17 protein-coding genes are annotated in these 16805 nt (G+C 65.0%); 6 read left to right on the top strand and 11 right to left on the bottom strand.

Annotated features, from left to right (window positions below; genetic code table 11):
* Positions 1-87 precede the first annotated feature (87 nt).
* Both hflC and hflK read right to left on the bottom strand, forming a co-directional pair.
* On the bottom strand, positions 88-954 hold the full coding sequence (gene hflC / locus U1763_RS12965) for a protease modulator HflC (protein ID WP_332755535.1): 867 nt from the start codon (positions 952-954) through the stop codon (positions 88-90).
* The gene (hflK, locus tag U1763_RS12970) at positions 951-2087 is read right to left on the bottom strand and encodes a protease modulator HflK (RefSeq protein WP_132896127.1); all 1137 of its coding nucleotides are present in this window, start codon (positions 2085-2087) and stop codon (positions 951-953) included. Before hflK ends, hflC begins: the two co-directional genes overlap by 4 nt.
* Positions 2088-2157: 70 nt before the next feature.
* Here hflK and U1763_RS12975 point away from each other — a divergent pair, with 70 nt between their 5' ends.
* The 5 genes from U1763_RS12975 (at position 2158) to U1763_RS12995 (ending at position 4974) form a co-directional block, all read left to right on the top strand.
* The gene (locus U1763_RS12975; RefSeq protein WP_332755536.1) at positions 2158-3108 is read left to right on the top strand and encodes an Mrp/NBP35 family ATP-binding protein; all 951 of its coding nucleotides are present in this window, start codon (positions 2158-2160) and stop codon (positions 3106-3108) included.
* A gap of 98 nt (positions 3109-3206) precedes the next feature.
* Positions 3207-3638, top strand: a complete 432-nt coding sequence (locus tag U1763_RS12980; RefSeq protein ID WP_332755537.1) for a CoA-binding protein — start codon at positions 3207-3209, stop codon at positions 3636-3638.
* Between the two features lie 55 nt (positions 3639-3693).
* Positions 3694-4029 (top strand): hypothetical protein, encoded by a 336-nt coding sequence (locus U1763_RS12985; RefSeq protein WP_332755538.1) that lies wholly within the window; start codon positions 3694-3696, stop codon positions 4027-4029.
* A 28-nt stretch (positions 4030-4057) separates the two neighbouring features.
* Complete coding sequence (locus U1763_RS12990; protein ID WP_332755539.1) at positions 4058-4477, top strand: hypothetical protein; 420 nt, start codon at positions 4058-4060, stop codon at positions 4475-4477.
* A 26-nt stretch (positions 4478-4503) separates the two neighbouring features.
* A complete protein-coding gene (locus U1763_RS12995) occupies positions 4504-4974 on the top strand; it encodes a hypothetical protein (RefSeq protein ID WP_332755540.1) in 471 nt (156 codons plus the stop codon).
* Between the two features lie 197 nt (positions 4975-5171).
* Here the strand turns inward: U1763_RS12995 and U1763_RS13000 are convergent, their stop codons facing one another.
* Positions 5172-6461: a homoserine dehydrogenase gene (locus U1763_RS13000; protein WP_332755541.1), complete on the bottom strand. Its 1290-nt coding sequence runs from the start codon at positions 6459-6461 to the stop codon at positions 5172-5174.
* 91 nt (positions 6462-6552) lie between these two features.
* On the opposite strand from U1763_RS13000, the gene U1763_RS13005 reads away from it, so the two are divergent.
* Entirely contained in the window at positions 6553-9300 is a 2748-nt protein-coding gene (locus U1763_RS13005) for a [protein-PII] uridylyltransferase (RefSeq protein WP_332755542.1), read from the top strand.
* 187 nt (positions 9301-9487) lie between these two features.
* Here U1763_RS13005 and U1763_RS13010 read toward each other — a convergent pair whose 3' ends face one another.
* The 8 genes from U1763_RS13010 to U1763_RS13045 all read right to left on the bottom strand — a co-directional run bounded on the left by U1763_RS13010 (position 9488) and on the right by U1763_RS13045 (position 16804).
* Complete coding sequence (locus U1763_RS13010) at positions 9488-12304, bottom strand: TonB-dependent receptor (RefSeq protein WP_132737623.1); 2817 nt, start codon at positions 12302-12304, stop codon at positions 9488-9490.
* 440 nt (positions 12305-12744) lie between these two features.
* Positions 12745-13065, bottom strand: coding sequence for a DMT family transporter (locus tag U1763_RS13015; RefSeq protein ID WP_332755543.1), 321 nt, complete (start codon positions 13063-13065; stop codon positions 12745-12747).
* Between the two features lie 210 nt (positions 13066-13275).
* Positions 13276-13848: a F0F1 ATP synthase subunit B family protein gene (locus U1763_RS13020; RefSeq protein WP_332755803.1), complete on the bottom strand. Its 573-nt coding sequence runs from the start codon at positions 13846-13848 to the stop codon at positions 13276-13278.
* A gap of 37 nt (positions 13849-13885) precedes the next feature.
* Positions 13886-14380, bottom strand: coding sequence for a F0F1 ATP synthase subunit B family protein (locus U1763_RS13025; RefSeq protein ID WP_332755544.1), 495 nt, complete (start codon positions 14378-14380; stop codon positions 13886-13888).
* A 54-nt stretch (positions 14381-14434) separates the two neighbouring features.
* The gene (locus U1763_RS13030; RefSeq protein ID WP_055873230.1) at positions 14435-14662 is read right to left on the bottom strand and encodes a F0F1 ATP synthase subunit C; all 228 of its coding nucleotides are present in this window, start codon (positions 14660-14662) and stop codon (positions 14435-14437) included.
* Positions 14663-14701: 39 nt separating this feature from the next.
* A complete protein-coding gene (locus tag U1763_RS13035; protein ID WP_060527334.1) occupies positions 14702-15460 on the bottom strand; it encodes a F0F1 ATP synthase subunit A in 759 nt (252 codons plus the stop codon).
* A gap of 70 nt (positions 15461-15530) precedes the next feature.
* Positions 15531-15851 (bottom strand): AtpZ/AtpI family protein, encoded by a 321-nt coding sequence (locus U1763_RS13040; RefSeq protein WP_056488546.1) that lies wholly within the window; start codon positions 15849-15851, stop codon positions 15531-15533.
* A gap of 575 nt (positions 15852-16426) precedes the next feature.
* Entirely contained in the window at positions 16427-16804 is a 378-nt protein-coding gene (locus U1763_RS13045; RefSeq protein ID WP_132737610.1) for a YdbL family probable chaperone protein, read from the bottom strand.
* Between the last annotated feature and the right edge of the window lies 1 nt (position 16805).

Genomic DNA, 16805 nt, shown 5'->3' on the forward strand with positions numbered 1-16805 from the left:
CGTTTCATCAATCGAAACAGGTGGCGCTTAGCCACACCGTCCTGAATGATGCTTGAATATGAACAGGGGTTCAAAGGTTCCGCAGGCTCAACGCCCGCGGCCCTCGAATTCCCGTAGATAGCTGTTGTTCGGCGAAAGAATGATCGACGTCGAACCGGTCGGTGGCGTACCGCCATCTGCACCGAACGTGTGCCGATACGACTGCATCGCGCGGTAGAAGTCGTAGAAGTCGGCGTCCTTGCCAAAGCTCTCGGCATAGATCTTAGCCGAATCCGCATCGGCCTGCGCGCGGACGATCTGCGCCTGCTTCTGGCCCTCGGCACGGATCGTGATCGCCTCCTGCTGGCGTGCGCTAGACATACGCTTGAGCGCGCTTTCGAGCGGCAGACCGACGGGGAGGTTCGCCTGCTTGATGCGAACGTCGACGATCTCGACGCCGTACTGGCTGGCGACGCGCTGGAGACCCTTCTGGATGTTGTCCATCAGCTCGGACCGCTCAGGGCTGAGCAGTTCGACGAAGCGCCGCTTGCCAAGTTCGTTGCGCAAGGCCGAACCAAGGATCGGGCGCAGCTGATCGGGAATCCGGTCCTCGCTGCCGACCGCATTCCGCATCTTGCGCGGATCGACGATCCGATAGCGCGCATACGCATCGACTTCGAGCCGGAGCTGATCGGTCGACAGCACCAGCGTGTTGTCGAGTTCGAGATCCTGCACGCGCTTATCGATCCAGACGATCCGGTCGACGAACGGAATGCGCGCGATCAGGCCCGCGCCGGTCTGGCCGAACGCGGTGTTCGGCTGCCAGGCGTTCACGGTGCGGATCGGCTGGCCGAAGCGCAGGATCACCGCCTGCTTGGTCTCGGGGACGATCGCAAAGGTCGATGCGGCGAGGATCACCAGCAGCAGCGCGACGATGCCGGCGACGATCGGATTGCGGAAACTCACGGCGTTCACTGATCGGCTCCAGACTGGGGGGCAGCCGCCGCCGCGGCAGGCGCTGGCGTCGACTGGACAGCCTCCGGGTTCGGCAAGCGCTTGGCGTTCGACAGCGGCAGATACGGTACCACCCCGCCCGGCGTCTCGACGATCGTCTTGTCGCTTTTGGCGAGCACCGCCTCCATCGTCTCGTAATACATACGGCGGCGCGTCACTTCGGGGGCGAGCTTATACTGCTCATACACCTTGTCGAACGACGCGGCCTCACCCTGCGCGCGCGCCACGACCTGTTGCGCATACGAGCGAGACTGGTTGAGATTGGCGATCGCCTCCTGCTGCGCGGCGGTGACCGCGTTGAAGTCCTCGACGATCCGTGCGGGCGCTGCGGCCTGCTTGATCGCGACGCCCTGGATGCGGACGCCCGACTTATAGTCGTTGAGGATCTGCTGGGTCAGTTCGGCGACGCGCTGTTCGATCGTGGTACGGCCGGTGCCGATCGCCTGATCGAGCGTGGTCGTCGCGACCACCGCGCGCATCGCGCTCTCGGCGGCGGCACGGACCGTGTCATTCGGCTCGGCAAGCTGGAACACGTAATCGCGCGGGTCGGAAATATCCCACCGCACCGAATACGCCAGATCGATGATGTTCTGGTCGCCGGTCAGCGTCAGGTTCTCGCCATCGCCGACGGGAAAATTGTCGGTGCGGATCTTCTGCACGTCGACCACCGTCACGTCGGCGATCGGCGCCGGCATCGTCAGGCGAACGCCCGGATCGAGCGTACCCGCGTATTTGCCGAAATAGGTGACGACGCCGCGCTGCTGCGGACCGATCTGGTGGACCGAGGTGAACAGGATCCAGACGACCGCGATGATCGCGACGCCGATCGCCCAGAGCGCACGGGCGTTGGCGCCCGACGGCAAGCCGCCGAAGCCGCCATTGCCGCCGCCACCGCCGCCGCCCGATCCGCGTGCTTTGCGCAGAAACTCGTCGAGCGCGGTCGGTTTGGCAGCAGGCTTGCGGCCACCCGGAGGTTGCGCCCAGGGGTTGCGAGGGCCGCTGTTACCGTCGTCGCCCGAGCCGCCCCAAGGGCCTTTCGGTGTTTCGGTGGCGAGGATATCGGGGCGCCGGAACCAGCGCGAGAAGATCGTCATACCAACCTTTATAGGTGTGCGGCGGCGGAAAAACAGTGCCAAGCGGCCTGAGCGGCCCTATCTGGCCCGCATGATCGACATCGAAGGCGTAAAGGCGGCGGTTGCCGCAGTGGCGGGCAAGCGGGCGACCGTCCGGATGGAAGGCGCGCGAGCCGGCATCATCATCGATGCGACCGGGCTCGACCCGCAGGCGCGCGATGCGCTGGAGACGACCGTGCGGATGGCGGCGACGCAACCCGGTGTGTCCGAAGTGCGGATCGCGGTGACCGCGGAACGCTCGACGCGCCGGCTGATCGCGGTCGCCAGCGGCAAGGGCGGCGTCGGCAAATCGACGCTCGCCGCCAACCTCGCGATCGCGATGTCGCGCGCGGGTCGTCGCGTCGGGCTGGTCGATGCCGATATCTACGGGCCATCGCAGCCGCGGCTGATGAACGTCGAGGGCACGCGCCCAACCGCAAAGGACAAGGTCCTCGACCCGGTCCCGACCCCGTACGGCGTACCGTTGCTGTCGATGGGCCAGCTCGTCGAGCCGGGCAAGGCGATCGCGTGGCGCGGGCCGATGGCGGCGGGCGCACTCGGCCAGCTGGTCGAGGCCGACTGGGGCGTGACCGATACGCTGGTGCTCGATCTGCCGCCCGGCACCGGCGACGTCCAGCTGACGATGGTCCAGAAATACCGGCCGGCGGGGGCAGTGATCGTCTCGACCCCGCAGGATCTCGCGCTGATCGACGCACGCCGCGCGATCGACCTGTTCGAGAAGGCTGGCATCCCGATCATCGGTCTGGTCGAGAACATGGCCGGCTATATCTGCCCGCATTGCGGCGAAGCGTCGGACCCGTTCGGCAATGGCGGCGCCGAGGCGGCGGCGCGCGAACTGGGCATCCCGTTCCTCGGCCGCGTGCCGCTGACGATCTCGATCCGCACGGCGTCCGACGCGGGCACGCCGCCGGCTTCGAATCCCGACGATACGGTGTTCATGCCGATTGCGGCTCAGGTCGTCGCATGGCTCGGAAAACTGTGAAACTCGCGGGCCTGATCTACGTTGTCTTATTACCGGTCGTACCGAGTGGCCTTCTGCCACGGTACGAGCGGACCAGGTTTCCCTCATAGGAGGCATCGATGCCGTTGACCGCCGATGCCGATATCAAGGCCTTGCTCGAAGGTGCTAGGACGATCGCGATGATCGGCGCCTCCGACCGTCCCGATCGCCCGTCCTACGGCGTCATGGCCAAGCTTCAGGCGCATGGCTACCGCGTAATCCCGGTCAATCCGCAGATCACCGGCGAGCATGTCCACGGCGAATTCGTCTTTCGCGACCTGTCGCAGCTGGGCGACCCGATCGATATCGTCGACATCTTCCGCAACTCGGCCGCAGCCGGCGAAGCGGTCGATCAGGCTATTTCAGTCGGCGCAAAAGCGGTGTGGATGCAACTCGGCGTCGTCAATGAAGAGGCGGCAGCGCGCGCCGAAGCTGCAGGGCTGCAAGTTGTGATGGACCGCTGCCCGGCGATCGACATTCCCCGACTCGGAGTCACCAAGATCGAGCAATGACGCTTGCTCCTTCGGACGATCGCGGCCAGTCTGCGTGTCAGTCCGGGAGATGCCGATGCTGGTCATGCTGCTATCGATACTGATCGAAGACCCGCTGATGGCGACCGCGAAGGCGCGTATGGCAGCCGAGCGCCCCTGCCCGACCAGTGTCGATGCGACAGACATCACGGTCTGCGGCATGCGAACCGCCGATCGGTTTCGCGTGCCGTTCGTCGTCCATGACGCGGGTGATCCCAAACATGAAAGTCTCAGGGACGAACGCACCCGCCTGCTCCGCCGCACCTCGCCGCTCGCCGATCTCAGCCCCTTCCAGGTCGGCGGCGGGATGGCAGGCGTCACCATGACGGTGGGCGGCGAAGGCGGCACGTCGTTCCGCAAGCCCGCGCCGTAAGGCCCGCGCTGCGCCATAGGAATCCAGTATGATCGCCGTACTTCTATCTGCCCTGCTTCAGGTGGCCGCGGCCCCGGTTGCGCCGCCCGTGCCCGAGCGTTTCTCGATCCTCGTCGATCCGTGCGCCACGCAGACGCAGGACGGCAATGAAGTGGTCGTCTGCGGCAAGTCCGCGACGACGACCCCTCGCCTGCCGATGCGCGATGATCGCGGCCCGCCCGACCACGCGGTTGCCTCGAACCCCAACCTCACCGCCGTCCGCGCGCTGGAGTTGTCGGATACACCGTGCGCCGCCCGACAGGGAGGATGCCAGGTCGGCTTTGGTCCACCGATCGCCCCGATCGCGAAGGCTGCGGTAGGATTGATCAAGAGCGCGCTGGCGAAAAAGCCCGACAAGAGCGGCCGGGTGCCGATCGATCTCGACGGCCCCGTCGGCACCGTGAACTAGGTGAAGCGACGTAACGGGGGCGCACGATGATCCTGCTGCTGGTACTGCTGCAAGCTGCCGCATCGGCACCCCCGGCGAGACCAATTGTCGCGCCGCCGCCGCCGAGCTGGTCGATCCTCAATCCGCCCGCCCGCCCCGGCTCGAGTCCGAACGAGGTGATCGTCTGCGGCGGCAAAGGCGCATCCGAGCAGCGCCTGCCGCTGCCAGGCGAACGCCCGCCGCAGGATCGCCCACGCCAACCGACGGGCGATCCGCGCGCGGCGCTCGACAATAGCGGCCCGGTGTGTCCGCCGGGCGGATGCACGGGCGTCGACCTGTTCACGGTCCCGGTCGTGCTGATCCGCGGCATCGGCGCGCTGATCGATCCGCATAGCTGTTGCGAGAATAACGAGGGCAAGGACGCCATGGCGCTGGTGCGCGACGTCGGGCGGAAGTTTAGAAAGAAGCCGGACAAGTCGAACCGCGTGCCGATCGTGCTCGATGACCCGGTAAAGTAAGGTAGCGCGGCGCATCACGTCAGGACGACCGCCTTCGCGGGAGAACAAGGAGAAGGTTGCTTGCTATCCACCACCCCGGCGAAGGCCGGGGCCCAATTGGAAAGTTTGCAGTGACGGCGCCCAGTCCGCCGTTACAACCGTCCCCCAATTGGGCCCGGCCTTCGCCGGGTGGTTGCGTCCCGTGGTAGCGAGCCCCCTCAATCCAGAATATGCATCCACATCGGCTGCCCCACCAGACTCTGCGACCCCCGCAGCTTCTCCAGCGCCTGCGCGATCGAGCGCTCCGGGCTCTCATGCGTAACGATCGCCACCAGCACGCTACCATCGGCAATCGCTCCCCGCTGGATCAGGCTCTCGATCGAGACCCCCGCATCGCGCATCGCCGCCGCGATTTCCGCCAGCACCCCGACCCGGTCCGCGACGGTGAACCGCAAATACGCACGCCCCCGCCGCTCGCCACTGTCCGCCTTCGGCGCCGCGGTGAGCGACACCACCGGCATCGCGAATGGCGGGCCGAACTCCCCGCGCGCGATGTCGATCAAGTCGGCGACCACTGCGCTCGCGGTCGGGCCATCGCCCGCACCCGCGCCCTGGAACAGCAGGCGGCCCACAAAATTGCCTTCTGCGACCACGGCATTGAGCGATCCGGTGACGTGCGCGAGCGGGTGATCGATCGGCACGAGATGCGGATGGACGCGCTGGAACAACCCGTCCGCGCCTGCCTCGGCCAGACCGAGCAGTCGCACGCGATAGCCCAAGGCCGCCGCCTCGGCGATATCCGCGCCTAACAAATGCCGGATGCCGCTGATCGCAACGTCGTCGAACGCCGGCTGCGTCCCGAACGCGACGGCCGCCAGGATCGACAATTTGTGCGCCGCATCGACACCGTCGATGTCGAAGCTCGGATCGGATTCGGCAAACCCGAGCGCCTGTGCCTCGGCAAGCACCTCGGCAAAGTCGCGACCCTCCGATTCCATCTTCGACAGGATGAAATTGCACGTCCCGTTGAGAATCCCATACACGCGAGCGATCTCGTTTGCCGCGGCGCCTTCGCGAAGCCCCTTGATAACCGGGATGCCCCCCGCGACCGCCGCCTCGAACTTCAGCGCGACCCCGGCCGTCTCCGCAGCCTGCGCGAGTTCGAGCCCGTGATGCGCGATCATCGCCTTGTTCGCGGTGACGAAACTCCGCCCCGCCCCCAGCGTGCTGCGCGCGAGCGTAAGCGCCGGGCCATCGGAACCACCGATCAGCTCGACCACGACATCCACCCCCGGCTGCTTCGCCAGCGCGGTCGTGTCGTCGACCCAGGCAAACCGCGACAGATCGACGCCGCGATCCTTGCCGCGATCGCGCGCGGAAACCGCCACGATCTCGATCTCGCGCCCGGCGCGCCGCGCAATCAACTCGCGGTTCGCATCGAGCAGCCGGATCACCCCGCCGCCCACCGTCCCCAGTCCCGCAAGGGCCACACGCAATGGTTCGCTCATTTTCGTCCTCCACTCGCGCGTCCGGTTACGTTTCACAGACGTTTTGCGCAATCCTGATGACGCACGCGGCCGGTGCCCCTATCTGGGCGCAATGTCCGGCCGCTTCGATCACCTCCCCAACCGTCGCACGATCATCGATCGCCGCGCCGTCGCCGAAACCATCGCCGCGTTGGAAGGCGTCGACCCGACCGCGCTCCGCCGCGACGCGACCGCGCTGCTGAAGGCCGCGCTGGAGAAAGGCCGGGTCGAGGTCGAACGCCGCCTCGTCGAACATCCGTCGCGCGGGTTGGAAGCGTCGAGCGCGCAGGCTTATCTGATAGACGCGCTGCTCCGCATCCTGTTCGATTTCACGACGCAGCGACTCTACCCCCTGCCCAACCCGACGATCGGCGAGCGCCTGACGCTGATCGCGGTCGGTGGGTATGGCCGCGCGGAAATGGCGCCGCATTCGGACGTCGATATCGGCTTCCTGACCCCCGGCAAGCAGACGCCCTGGGCCGAGCGCGTGATCGAATCGATGCTGTACGCGCTGTGGGATCTCGGGCTGAAGCTCGGCCAGTCCAGCCGCTCGCTCGACGAGATGGTCCGCCAGGCCAAGGCCGACGTCACCGTCCGCACCGCGCTGCTCGAAGCGCGCTACGTCTGCGGCGATACCGAGCTGTACGAACAGGCGTCGCACCGGTTCAAGACCGAAGTCCAGGCCGACACCGCGCGCACCTTCATCGCCGACAAGCTCGCCGAGCGCGACGCGCGCCACCGCAAGATGGGCGACACCCGCTATGTCGTTGAACCCAATGTCAAAGAGGGCAAGGGCGGCCTGCGCGATCTTCACGCTTTGTTTTGGATCGGCAAATACATCTACGACGTCCAACGCGCCGCCGAACTGGTCGAGGTCGGGCTGTTCACCAAAGCCGAATACCGGCTGTTCCACCGCGCCGACAATTTCTTCCAGGCGGTGCGCTGCCACCTGCACAGCATCACCGGCCGCGCCGAGGATCGGCTGACGTTCGACCTGCAACGCGAGATCGCCGACCGGATGCGGTTCTCGGACCGGCCGGGGAAGTCGAAGGTCGAACGGTTCATGCAGTTCTACTTCCTGCAGGCGAAGACCGTCGGTACGCTCAGCGGCGTCTTCCTCGCGCATCTCGACGAGAAATTCGCCGCGCGGGGGCGGCGGTTCGGGTTGCCGACGATCCGCCGTAGCCCACGCAAGCTCAATGGCTTTGTGCTCGATCGCGGTCGATTGGCGCTGCCGAGCGACGACTTCTTCCAGGCCGATCCCGAACGCCTGATCGAGATCTTCCAGCTCGCCGACAAGCACGGCGTCGAGATCCATCCGCTGGCGATGCGCGCCGCCGCGCGGGACGCGAAGCTGGTCGACGACGTGCGCACCAGCCCGACCGCGAACGCTCTGTTCCTCGACGTGCTGACCTCACCCCGCGATCCCGAACTCGTGCTGCGTTGGATGAACGAGGCGGGCGTGTTCGGCCGGTTCGTGCCCGATTTCGCGCGTGTCGTCGCGCAGATGCAGTTCGACATGTACCATCACTACACCGTCGACGAGCACACCATCCGCGCGATCGGCCTGCTCGCGCGGATCGAGAGCGGGGCGCTGAAGGAGGAGCATCCGCTCGCCAGCGCGATCTTCGAACAGATCGTGTCGCGGCGTGCTTTGTATGTCGCGGTGCTGCTACACGACATCGCCAAGGGGCGCGGCGGCGATCATTCGATTCTCGGCGCAGAGGTGGCGCAGCGGCTATGTCCGCGCTTCGGCCTCACGCCCGCCGAGACCGAGACGGTCGCGTGGCTGGTGCGCTGGCATTTGCTGATGTCGGCGACCGCGTTCAAGCGCGATCTTAGCGACTTCAAGACGATCCTCGATTTCTGCGACGTGGTGCAGAGCCCGGAGCGGCTGCGGCTGCTACTCACCCTTACAATCGTCGACATCCGCGCGGTTGGGCCGGGCGTGTGGAACGGTTGGAAGCGCCAGTTGCTCGGCGATCTGTACGAAGCGGCGGAAGAGGTCCTTCGCCTCGGTCACAAGCAGAAGGGGCGTGCCGAGCGCATCGCCGCCAAGCAGGAGCATCTGCGCGATGCGCTCGGCTGGGACGAAGCGACGTTTGCAACGCTCGTCCACCGTCTCCCCGAAGCGTACTGGATCGCCGAACCCGAGGACGTGCTCGCGCACAATGCGCGTTTCCTCGCCAACACCGGCGAAGCGCAACTGGCGATCGACGCGCACGTCTATCCGGGGCGCGGCGCGACGCTGGTGACGATCTATGCGGCCGATCATCCGGGGCTGTTCTACCGCATCGCCGGGGCGATCCACGTCGCTGGCGGCAACATCATCGACGCGCGGATCCACACCACGCGAGACGGGATGGCGGTCGATAATTTCCTCGTGCAGGATCCGTTCGGGCGGCCGTTCGACGAAACCGGCCAGTTGTCGCGGCTGAAGACCGCGATCGAGGACGCGCTCGCCAACCGCGGCAAGCTCGCCGATCGGCTAGTGGCAAAACCCCTGCCCCGGACGCGCGCCGAGGCGTTCGACATCGTCCCCAACGCGCTGGTCGATAACAAGGCGTCGAACCGGTTCACGGTGGTCGAGGTCAATGCGCGCGACCGGCCGGCGCTGCTCAACCAGCTCGCCAATGCGCTGTTCCAGTCGAAGGTGACGATCCACTCCGCGCATGTCGCGACCTATGGCGAGCGGGCTGTGGATACGTTTTATATCACCGACCTCACGGGAGACCGGATCACCCAGCCTGCTCGGTTGAGAACCTTGGAGCGCAGGTTGCTGGCAGCAGCGGCGGGGGAAGAGATAGATTTGGCGGCGTAGGGCGTTTCTCATCCTCCCCTGCAAGGGGAGGTGGCGCCAAGCGACGGAAGGGTATCGTGCTATCGAGCGCAGCGCCCCCTCCGTCAGCGCTACGCGCTGCCACCCCCCCTTGAGGGGAGGAAACAGACATGAAGAAGCCGGCCCGCATCTATGTGCGGACCGGCTTTTTCCTACCCTAAACCTCCGATCAGAAGCGCGAGCGGAGCGTCAGGCCGTAGGTGCGGGGTTCGGCCAGATACGACGTGAAGATCTGGTTTGCGGTCGTGCCGAACGCCTGGGTCTGCGCCTGGCTGCCCGCCCCCTGGAACGGTGCGTTGAACGCAACCTGCTGATAGTTGGTGTCGAGCAGGTTCTGCGCCCAGACCTCGAGCGCCCACTTCTGCTGCGGCCCACGGATGCCGACGCGGGCGTTCATCAGGAAGAAGCCGTCCTGTGCCTTTTCGGGGAACAGGTCGGAGCCCGTGTTGTAGTCGCTGGTCATGCGGCCATCGACGTAGAACAACGCGGTTAGCCCGGTGTGGCCGATATCCGGCGTCCACGCCGTCGACGCGGTCACGGTGTGCTTCGGCGCATTGGACAGGTTGCTGCCCGAGAGCAGGAACAGCGCGGCGTCGAGCGGCTGGCCGCTTTCGGTACCAACCAGATTGTTGCGGAAGCGCGTGTTCGTGTAGGTGTAGCCGAGGTTCACCGAGTAGTTCGGCGCCGGGAACAGCCCGGCTTCAAGCTCGAAACCTTGCGAGATCACGCCGTAATTCGTCTTCCCCGTGCAAGCACCGGTCGTCGAGCTCGCATCCTGATCCGCACCGTTCAGGCTCGTATCGCAGGTGCTGATGTTCTGGACGATGAAGTTGGTGCCGTTGAAGGTGTTCAGCTGGAAGTTCTTGAACTCCTGACGGAAGCCCGCGACGTTGAAGGTGAAATCCTTCGACGTGAACTTCAGGCCGACCTCGTACGCGTTCACGGTCTCGGGATCGAAGCGCAGATTGGCGGCGCTAGCGTTGGTCGGCGACGAGAATACGTTGGCCGTCAAATCCGAACGATCGAGATTATAGCCGCCCGCCTTGTAGCCGCGCGAGTAGGACGCATACAGCAACGTGTCGGTCCGCGGCTTGTACGAGATCACGCCGGTGCCGGTGAACTCACCTTCCTTGAAGCCATTATTGAGATCGAGGCCATTGAGCGCAGTCGTCGAGTTGCCTGTGCAGGTAAGCGTGACGATGCCGCCGACGAGCGTCTTGACCGCCGCCGGGACCGCCGCACTGGCGAGCAGCGGGCTGAGATTGGCTTGCTGGACCGGGCAGACTGCGTTGTTGTTGTTGAAGTCGCCGTGGAAATCCTTCGCCTCATGCGTGTAGCGCAGGCCACCGGTGATCGACAGCTTGTCGGTTAGCTTGAAGATATTGTGCGTGAAGAACGCGTAGTTCTCGCTGTCCTGATAATAGGTCGAACGGACGTCGCCGACATTGTTGACGGTACTGAGGCGATCGATACCGGCTAGCACCGTGTTGGTCAGCGCACCGAAGGCTGGCGTCGTGCCGGGCACCTGGCCTGACAACACCGCGCGACCAGCTGCGCTGAGGCAACCCGGGTTGGCCGGGTTACGCAGTGCCGCAGCAGGATTGATCGTCGCGACGATGCGGCAAGCGGCGAACGCGCCATATTGCGTGCCGAACTTCAGATTGTCGGCAACGACAAGGTCTTCCTTCGAGTAATAGCCACCGACCAGCCAGTCGAGCTTGTCGTTGAACAGCGAGCCGTTCAGGCGGACTTCCTGGCTGAAGGTGTGGAACTGGCGGAAGCTGTTGCCGTCATCGGGGCGATAGGCAATGTCGAGATTGCCGTAGTCGATATCGCCCGCGCCACCCGATTTGTATTCGCGGTATGCCGTGATCGAGGTGAGCGAGGCGCCACCGAGGTTGATGTCGATCTGGCCCGAGCCGCCGTAATCGGTCGTGACGTTCGAATAGGCGCGGCCGGGCGAGTTGGCGATGCGGCGGTTATACGGATCGCCCGCGCTCGGGAAAACCGCACCCATGCTCTGCATGACCTGGACGATGCGGTTGCCCGCGGGATTGATAGCGAAATCGCCGGGGACGCCCGGGGTCGGATCGATCTTTTCCTGCGTGTTGATGTAAACCGCGCCGCAGCACTTTTCGTCGCGGTGCGTGTAGTCGCCGATCAGGCGGACGGTGACGTCGGACGAGGGCTCGAACAGCAGCTGCCCGCGGACGAAATAGCGATTGCGATCGTTGTAATCGGTCTTGTTGACGACGTCGTAATAATAGCCGTCGCGCTTGCCGAATACGCCATCGAGGCGGAACGCGAGCTTGTCTGCGATGATCGGACCGGTCAGCCCGCCGGCGATGCGGACGTTGTTATAGTTGCCGTAGGTCGCCTCGGCGTAGCCACCGAATTTGTACGACGGTAGCTTCGTCAGGATGTTGATCGAACCTGCCGTGGCATTGCGGCCCGACAATGTACCCTGCGGACCGCGCAGAACCTCGATACGATCGACTTCGCCGAGGTCGTTGAGACCCGAGCCGGTGCGGCTGCGATAGACGCCGTCGATGAATACCGCGACCGAGCTCTCAAGGCCCGGGTTGTCGCCGACGGTGCCGATACCGCGAACGCGGGCGGACGCGTTGGCCTCGCTGCCAGTCGAGGAAATCAGCAGAGAGGGGACAAGCTGGGTGGCCTGACGGATGTCATTCGCGCCGGTATTCTCCAGCGCTGCCGAACCGACCGCGGAAACCGCGATCGGCACGTTCGACAGCCGCTCGGAACGACGGGTGGCGGTGATGACGATGTCGCTGGCGTTACCCGAATAGACTGGCGCCGCGGCGACCGGGGTTTGCCCCGCATCGACCGACCCAGCCGCCGTGCCCGACGTCGTCGTCGCGGTCGCCTGCGCTTCGGGCTGCGAGGTCGGGACGTCCTGCGCGAATGCCGGGGCGACGATCGCCGTGGTTGCTGCGGCGGACAACAGATATGCGATCATACGCATCGGCATTCTCTCCTGAGTGTTCGAATGTTTTCGAACTTATGGTTTGGACGTTAGGTAGAGGCCTTACGCTGTTCGCGTCTAGCAATTTCCGCATACGGAAACCGATTTTTGAACATTGTGTCTCCAAACCGCCACATAGTGGCAGACAGCAAACCCTAGTTTCAAATCGCAACTGTTCAGGTGGATGAGTCGGCATGCGCTGACGGGAAGACCAGGACGTTGATCGCTCTCGAACGGCCGCCCCCGACGAATCTTACGCAGGCCCAGCGCCGAGTCTTGCAGACAGCATCATCCGACCGCCGCCGCTTCGTTCGGTGGACGCACCTCGTCGAGTCGTGTGGGATAGCCGCAAGGCCGCCTTGCGTGCCGCAGTGGCGGCCCCAGACAGATGGACAGGCAGAAGGCCTGCAGGAAGCCCTTCCTGGGCGCCCCGCGGTGTGTCAGGCCTGCGCGAAGACCTTGGTGCCGACGATGCCGACGACGGTCAGGGCCATGAAGCAGGCCTGGATGCCGCTGACCTTGTCGCCGAACAGGATGACGCCGCCGATGATGACGCCGATCGCGCCCGCACCGGTCCAGATCGCGTAGGCGGTGCCGGCGGGGAGGCCGCGCATGGCGAGCGCGAGCAGGCCCATGTTGACGAAGCTGAGGATGATCGGGACGCTGGAGGCCTGCCACGTGGCGATCGTGGCGGCCCATTTGAGGCTGAGCGCCCAGCAGATTTCGGTGACGACGGCGACCGCGAGGATGAGCCAGGACATGGGTATTCTCCAACGGGCTCAGATTGGAGACTCGGCCGCCGGAAACCCGGGAAGAGACGGCCGTCAATATTGGAGAGGTTTAGCGCGCTAGGCGCTTTTTCGTTCCCCCGCGGAGGCGGGGGTCCAGGATCCCATAGGATTACGCTTGTAACCCTGGCCCCCCGCCTTCGCGGGGGAACAGCAGGTGAGCAGATCGCCGGCCAGGCTCGCTTAGTTTAAGCGGCTAAGGCCCGAGATCGAGCGGTCGACCATCATGCGGTCGGCGGCTGCGTCGTGATGCTCGGCGATGAGGATACCGGCAGCCTTGGCCGCGGCATCGGCAGCCCGCGCGCGGACTTCGGCGACCGCAGCGCGTTCGGCGGCGGCGATCTTGTCCTCGGCCATCTTGGCGCGCCGGGTCATGAGGTCCTCGGCACCAGCCTTGGCCTTGGCGATGATCGCCGCGGCTTCATGGTGCGCGTGGGCCTTCATGGCTTCGGCTTCGACGTGCGCGGTCTTGGCCTTTGCCTCGTACTCGGTGCGGATCGCTTCGGCTTCGGCACGGAGCGCCTTGGCTTCGTCGAGCTGGGTACGGATGCCGGCGATGCGCGTGTCGAGCATCTTGCCGATCATGCCTGGAACCTTCTTCCAGATCATCAGCAGGATGACGACGATCATCGCCACCGCGACCCAGCCGGTCGAGGTCAGGCCAAGCGCGGTCGGATCCGCGACGTGCTCGACGCCGCCGGGCGCGGCCGTGTGCCCCTGGAGACCCTGATTGTCGATCGCACCCTCGGGCGCCATGCCCTCGCCGTGGATGACCTTTGCGGCCGAATCTGGATTAGCCATGCGCCGTCGTCCTGCGTACCGCGTCGGTCGCTGCGTCCAGGCTGACCTGGAGGCCGGCTACCTTGGCGGCCAATTGCTGTGCTGCTTCGGCGGCGACACCCTGCAAGTTCGAGAGCGCCTCGGCCTTAGCGTTCGCGACCGCCAGATCGTGATGACCCAGCCGCTCGGCAAGGTCGGCGTCGGCCGCGTGGACCTGTTGCTCGAATGCGGTCGCCGCACGCTTCGCCGCTGCTGCGGTCTCGGCCTGCGCCGCAGTACGCGCCGCGTCCATCTCGGCCTGCCAGTTCGCCTGGACCGTATCGGCCTGCGTACGGGCAGCGACAGCTGCCGCCAGATCGCCCGCGATTCGGCCTTCGCGCGAGTCCACGTTGGACACGATCTTTGGCACCATTCCCTTGCCGATCCCGAAATACAGGATGCCGAAGGTCAGGAGCAGCCAGAAGATCTGCGAGGCGTAGGTAGCGGCTATCTGGGAAATCTGGGGCATGTCGGTCCTTCGTGAAACGGCCGGGCGCGGTCGCCCGGCCAATTCAGCGAGTTGTTAGGCGACGAACACGAGGATGATCATCGTGACGAAGGCGAGCAGACCGAGAAGCTCGGCTGCCGCGAAACCGATGAACAGACGGCCCTGCTGGCTGTCGGCTGCGCCCGGGTTGCGGAGAGCGCCGGCGAGGAACTGTGCGAACACGTTGCCCACGCCGAGTGCCGCGAGGCCCATGCCGATCGCTGCGAGGCCGGCACCGATCATCTTTGCTGCTTGTGCGTCCATGGTAAATTCCCTTTGAAAATCAGTTAGGTAATGGAAAACTTAGTGAAGGTTAACGGCGTCGTTCAGATAGACCGACGTCAGCAACGCGAACACGTATGCCTGGATCGCAGCGACCAGCAGCTCGAGCAACGTGATGCCGATCATCAGCAGCATGCTCGGCGCGGTCACCAGACCGATATACATCCCGCCCAGGTTCAGGCCGTTGATCACGAACGCGGCCAGCACCTTGAGCAGGATATGCCCCGCGGTCATCGCCACGAACAGTCGCAGACCGAGCGAGAACGGACGCACCAGGAACGACATCAGCTCGACCACGAAGATCAGCGGGATCATCAGCGCGGGCGTGCCGCTCGGCACGAACAGCGAGAAGAAGTGGAAGCCGTGCTTGCCGAAACCGACGAGCAGCACGATCGCGAAGCTGATCAGCGCCAGCACGCCGGTGACGGTCATGTGGCTGGTCACGGTGAACGGGTGCACGCCGGGGACGATCCCGAACGGCAGGAGCCCGATGATGTTCGCGAACAGGATGAACATGAACAGCGAGAAGACGTAGGGCACGAAGCGCTTGCCGCCGGGGCCGACATTCTGCTCGAGCATGCCCGAAATGAAACCGGTGAAGCCTTCGACCGCCATCTGCCAGCGACCGGGGACGAGCTCACGCTTCATACCGCCGATCATAAACGCCCAAAGCGCGACCAGCGTCACCACCATCCACAATGCGGAGTTGGTGAACGACAGGTCATAGCCACCAACGATCCAGTGCGAGCCGAACGCCGGCTCGATCAGGAACTGGTGCATCGGATCGATCTTGCCGCCCTGTTCTGCCGCCACGTGGAATCCCTGCCGTCTTGATACGACAAACGCCCGGTTACTCCGGGCGTTCGCCTGAAATTCGAATGATCTGCCTGAACGCGACCGCTATCCCGAGGAACAGCAGCACGATCAGTCCCCAAGGGCCAGTGCCGAACCAATGGTCTATCAACCACCCGATCAGCGCACTGCCGACGAGACTCCCGATCAGGGCGGAAATGACGCGATTGCCTTGCGAGTACCCCCGCTCGGCATCCGCCCCCTTCTGCCCCTTCGCGAGCGTTTCCCGATGCTGCGCCTCTCGCAATCGCTCATCGAGCGCGGAAAGTCGCGGATCTTCAACACCCTGGGGGTCCTGTCCGGGTTCGATCTCCGCCACGCACGTTCCTCCACCTGATTTCGCATCGGGGAGGAAGCAAGCAGCGACGAGCGATCCCGCCAAGGCGCGGTCCGTTTAGAAAAGGGGGGGGTGCAAGTCAACCGGTGTGACACGGGCGTCATTAATGGGGCGTTTGAATCCTCCCCCGTCAGGGGGAGGTGGCACCGCAGGTGACGGAGGGGGAGGACACGGAACGGAGGTTCTCCTTACCTCCCCCTCCGTCCGGCAAGCGCCAGCCACCTCCCGCTGGCGGGGGAGGATTTTAGTGCTGAACCTCGATACGGCCACGCTCTTCGTCATTCCGGCGAAAGCCGGGACCCCGCGCCGCGAGGGGACACCTGCTATTCGTATTTCCACCCAATCCCGTCACCCCAGCGAAAGCTGGGGTATACCCGTAATGGAGCACCCCCTTGCCGCACGAGACCCCAGCTTTCGCTGGGGTGACGGTGAAGGACGGAGGACGCTCCCGTCTTCGTCACCCCGGGCTTGTTCCGGGGTCCACGGTTCCGCGCTCTCACGACTATCGAACCCGCGGAACGGTGGATGCCGGAACGAGCCCGGCATGACGGACTATCTCAAACGCAGCGCGAATCGCGTTCCGGGGCGCCGGCGGTGCGCGTCTTCCATACGCCGTTGGGCGTCTTGTACTTCTCGCCAGGGTTCGTCGCGGCGATCAGGTTGCACCCGCTGGTAAACGCGAGCTGCTCGACCGTCGCACCACTCGCCTGCGCTTTCTGGGTATACGCCGACTTGCGCTGGATATTGATGTTGTTGACCAGCGCGCGCAGATCGCCGCTCGCCGCACCGACGAGGCCGAGATACCCGTCCGGCTGCTCGCCGACCTCACCACCGGCACGCGCCGCGGCATAGGCCGGATCGCGCTGCGCCGACGCCGCCACCGAAAGGCCGCCGAGAACCGCGGCTGCGGCAATCATGGCAATGACCTTCTTCATA

The organism is Sphingomonas sorbitolis, from assembly GCF_036663875.1.
Classification (GTDB): Bacteria; Pseudomonadota; Alphaproteobacteria; order Sphingomonadales; family Sphingomonadaceae; genus Sphingomonas.

Bases quoted from the DNA above. Each gene is read 5' to 3' on its own strand.
- U1763_RS13030 (WP_055873230.1), bottom strand. From the start codon at position 14,662: ATGGACGCACAAGCAGCAAAGATGATCGGTGCCGGCCTCGCAGCGATC.
- U1763_RS12980 (WP_332755537.1), top strand. From the start codon at position 3,207: ATGCCGTTGACCGCCGATGCCGATATCAAGGCCTTGCTCGAAGGTGCT.
- U1763_RS12985 (WP_332755538.1), top strand. From the start codon at position 3,694: ATGCTGGTCATGCTGCTATCGATACTGATCGAAGACCCGCTGATGGCG.
- U1763_RS13020 (WP_332755803.1), bottom strand. From the start codon at position 13,848: ATGGCGCCCGAGGGTGCGATCGACAATCAGGGTCTCCAGGGGCACACG.
- U1763_RS13045 (WP_132737610.1), bottom strand. From the start codon at position 16,804: ATGAAGAAGGTCATTGCCATGATTGCCGCAGCCGCGGTTCTCGGCGGC.
- U1763_RS13005 (WP_332755542.1), top strand. From the start codon at position 6,553: ATGTCCGGCCGCTTCGATCACCTCCCCAACCGTCGCACGATCATCGAT.
- U1763_RS13025 (WP_332755544.1), bottom strand. From the start codon at position 14,380: ATGCCCCAGATTTCCCAGATAGCCGCTACCTACGCCTCGCAGATCTTC.
- hflK (WP_132896127.1), bottom strand. From the start codon at position 2,087: ATGACGATCTTCTCGCGCTGGTTCCGGCGCCCCGATATCCTCGCCACC.
- U1763_RS13015 (WP_332755543.1), bottom strand. From the start codon at position 13,065: ATGTCCTGGCTCATCCTCGCGGTCGCCGTCGTCACCGAAATCTGCTGG.
- U1763_RS13000 (WP_332755541.1), bottom strand. From the start codon at position 6,461: ATGAGCGAACCATTGCGTGTGGCCCTTGCGGGACTGGGGACGGTGGGC.
- U1763_RS12990 (WP_332755539.1), top strand. From the start codon at position 4,058: ATGATCGCCGTACTTCTATCTGCCCTGCTTCAGGTGGCCGCGGCCCCG.
- U1763_RS12975 (WP_332755536.1), top strand. From the start codon at position 2,158: ATGATCGACATCGAAGGCGTAAAGGCGGCGGTTGCCGCAGTGGCGGGC.
- U1763_RS13035 (WP_060527334.1), bottom strand. From the start codon at position 15,460: ATGCACCAGTTCCTGATCGAGCCGGCGTTCGGCTCGCACTGGATCGTT.
- U1763_RS12995 (WP_332755540.1), top strand. From the start codon at position 4,504: ATGATCCTGCTGCTGGTACTGCTGCAAGCTGCCGCATCGGCACCCCCG.
- U1763_RS13010 (WP_132737623.1), bottom strand. From the start codon at position 12,304: ATGCGTATGATCGCATATCTGTTGTCCGCCGCAGCAACCACGGCGATC.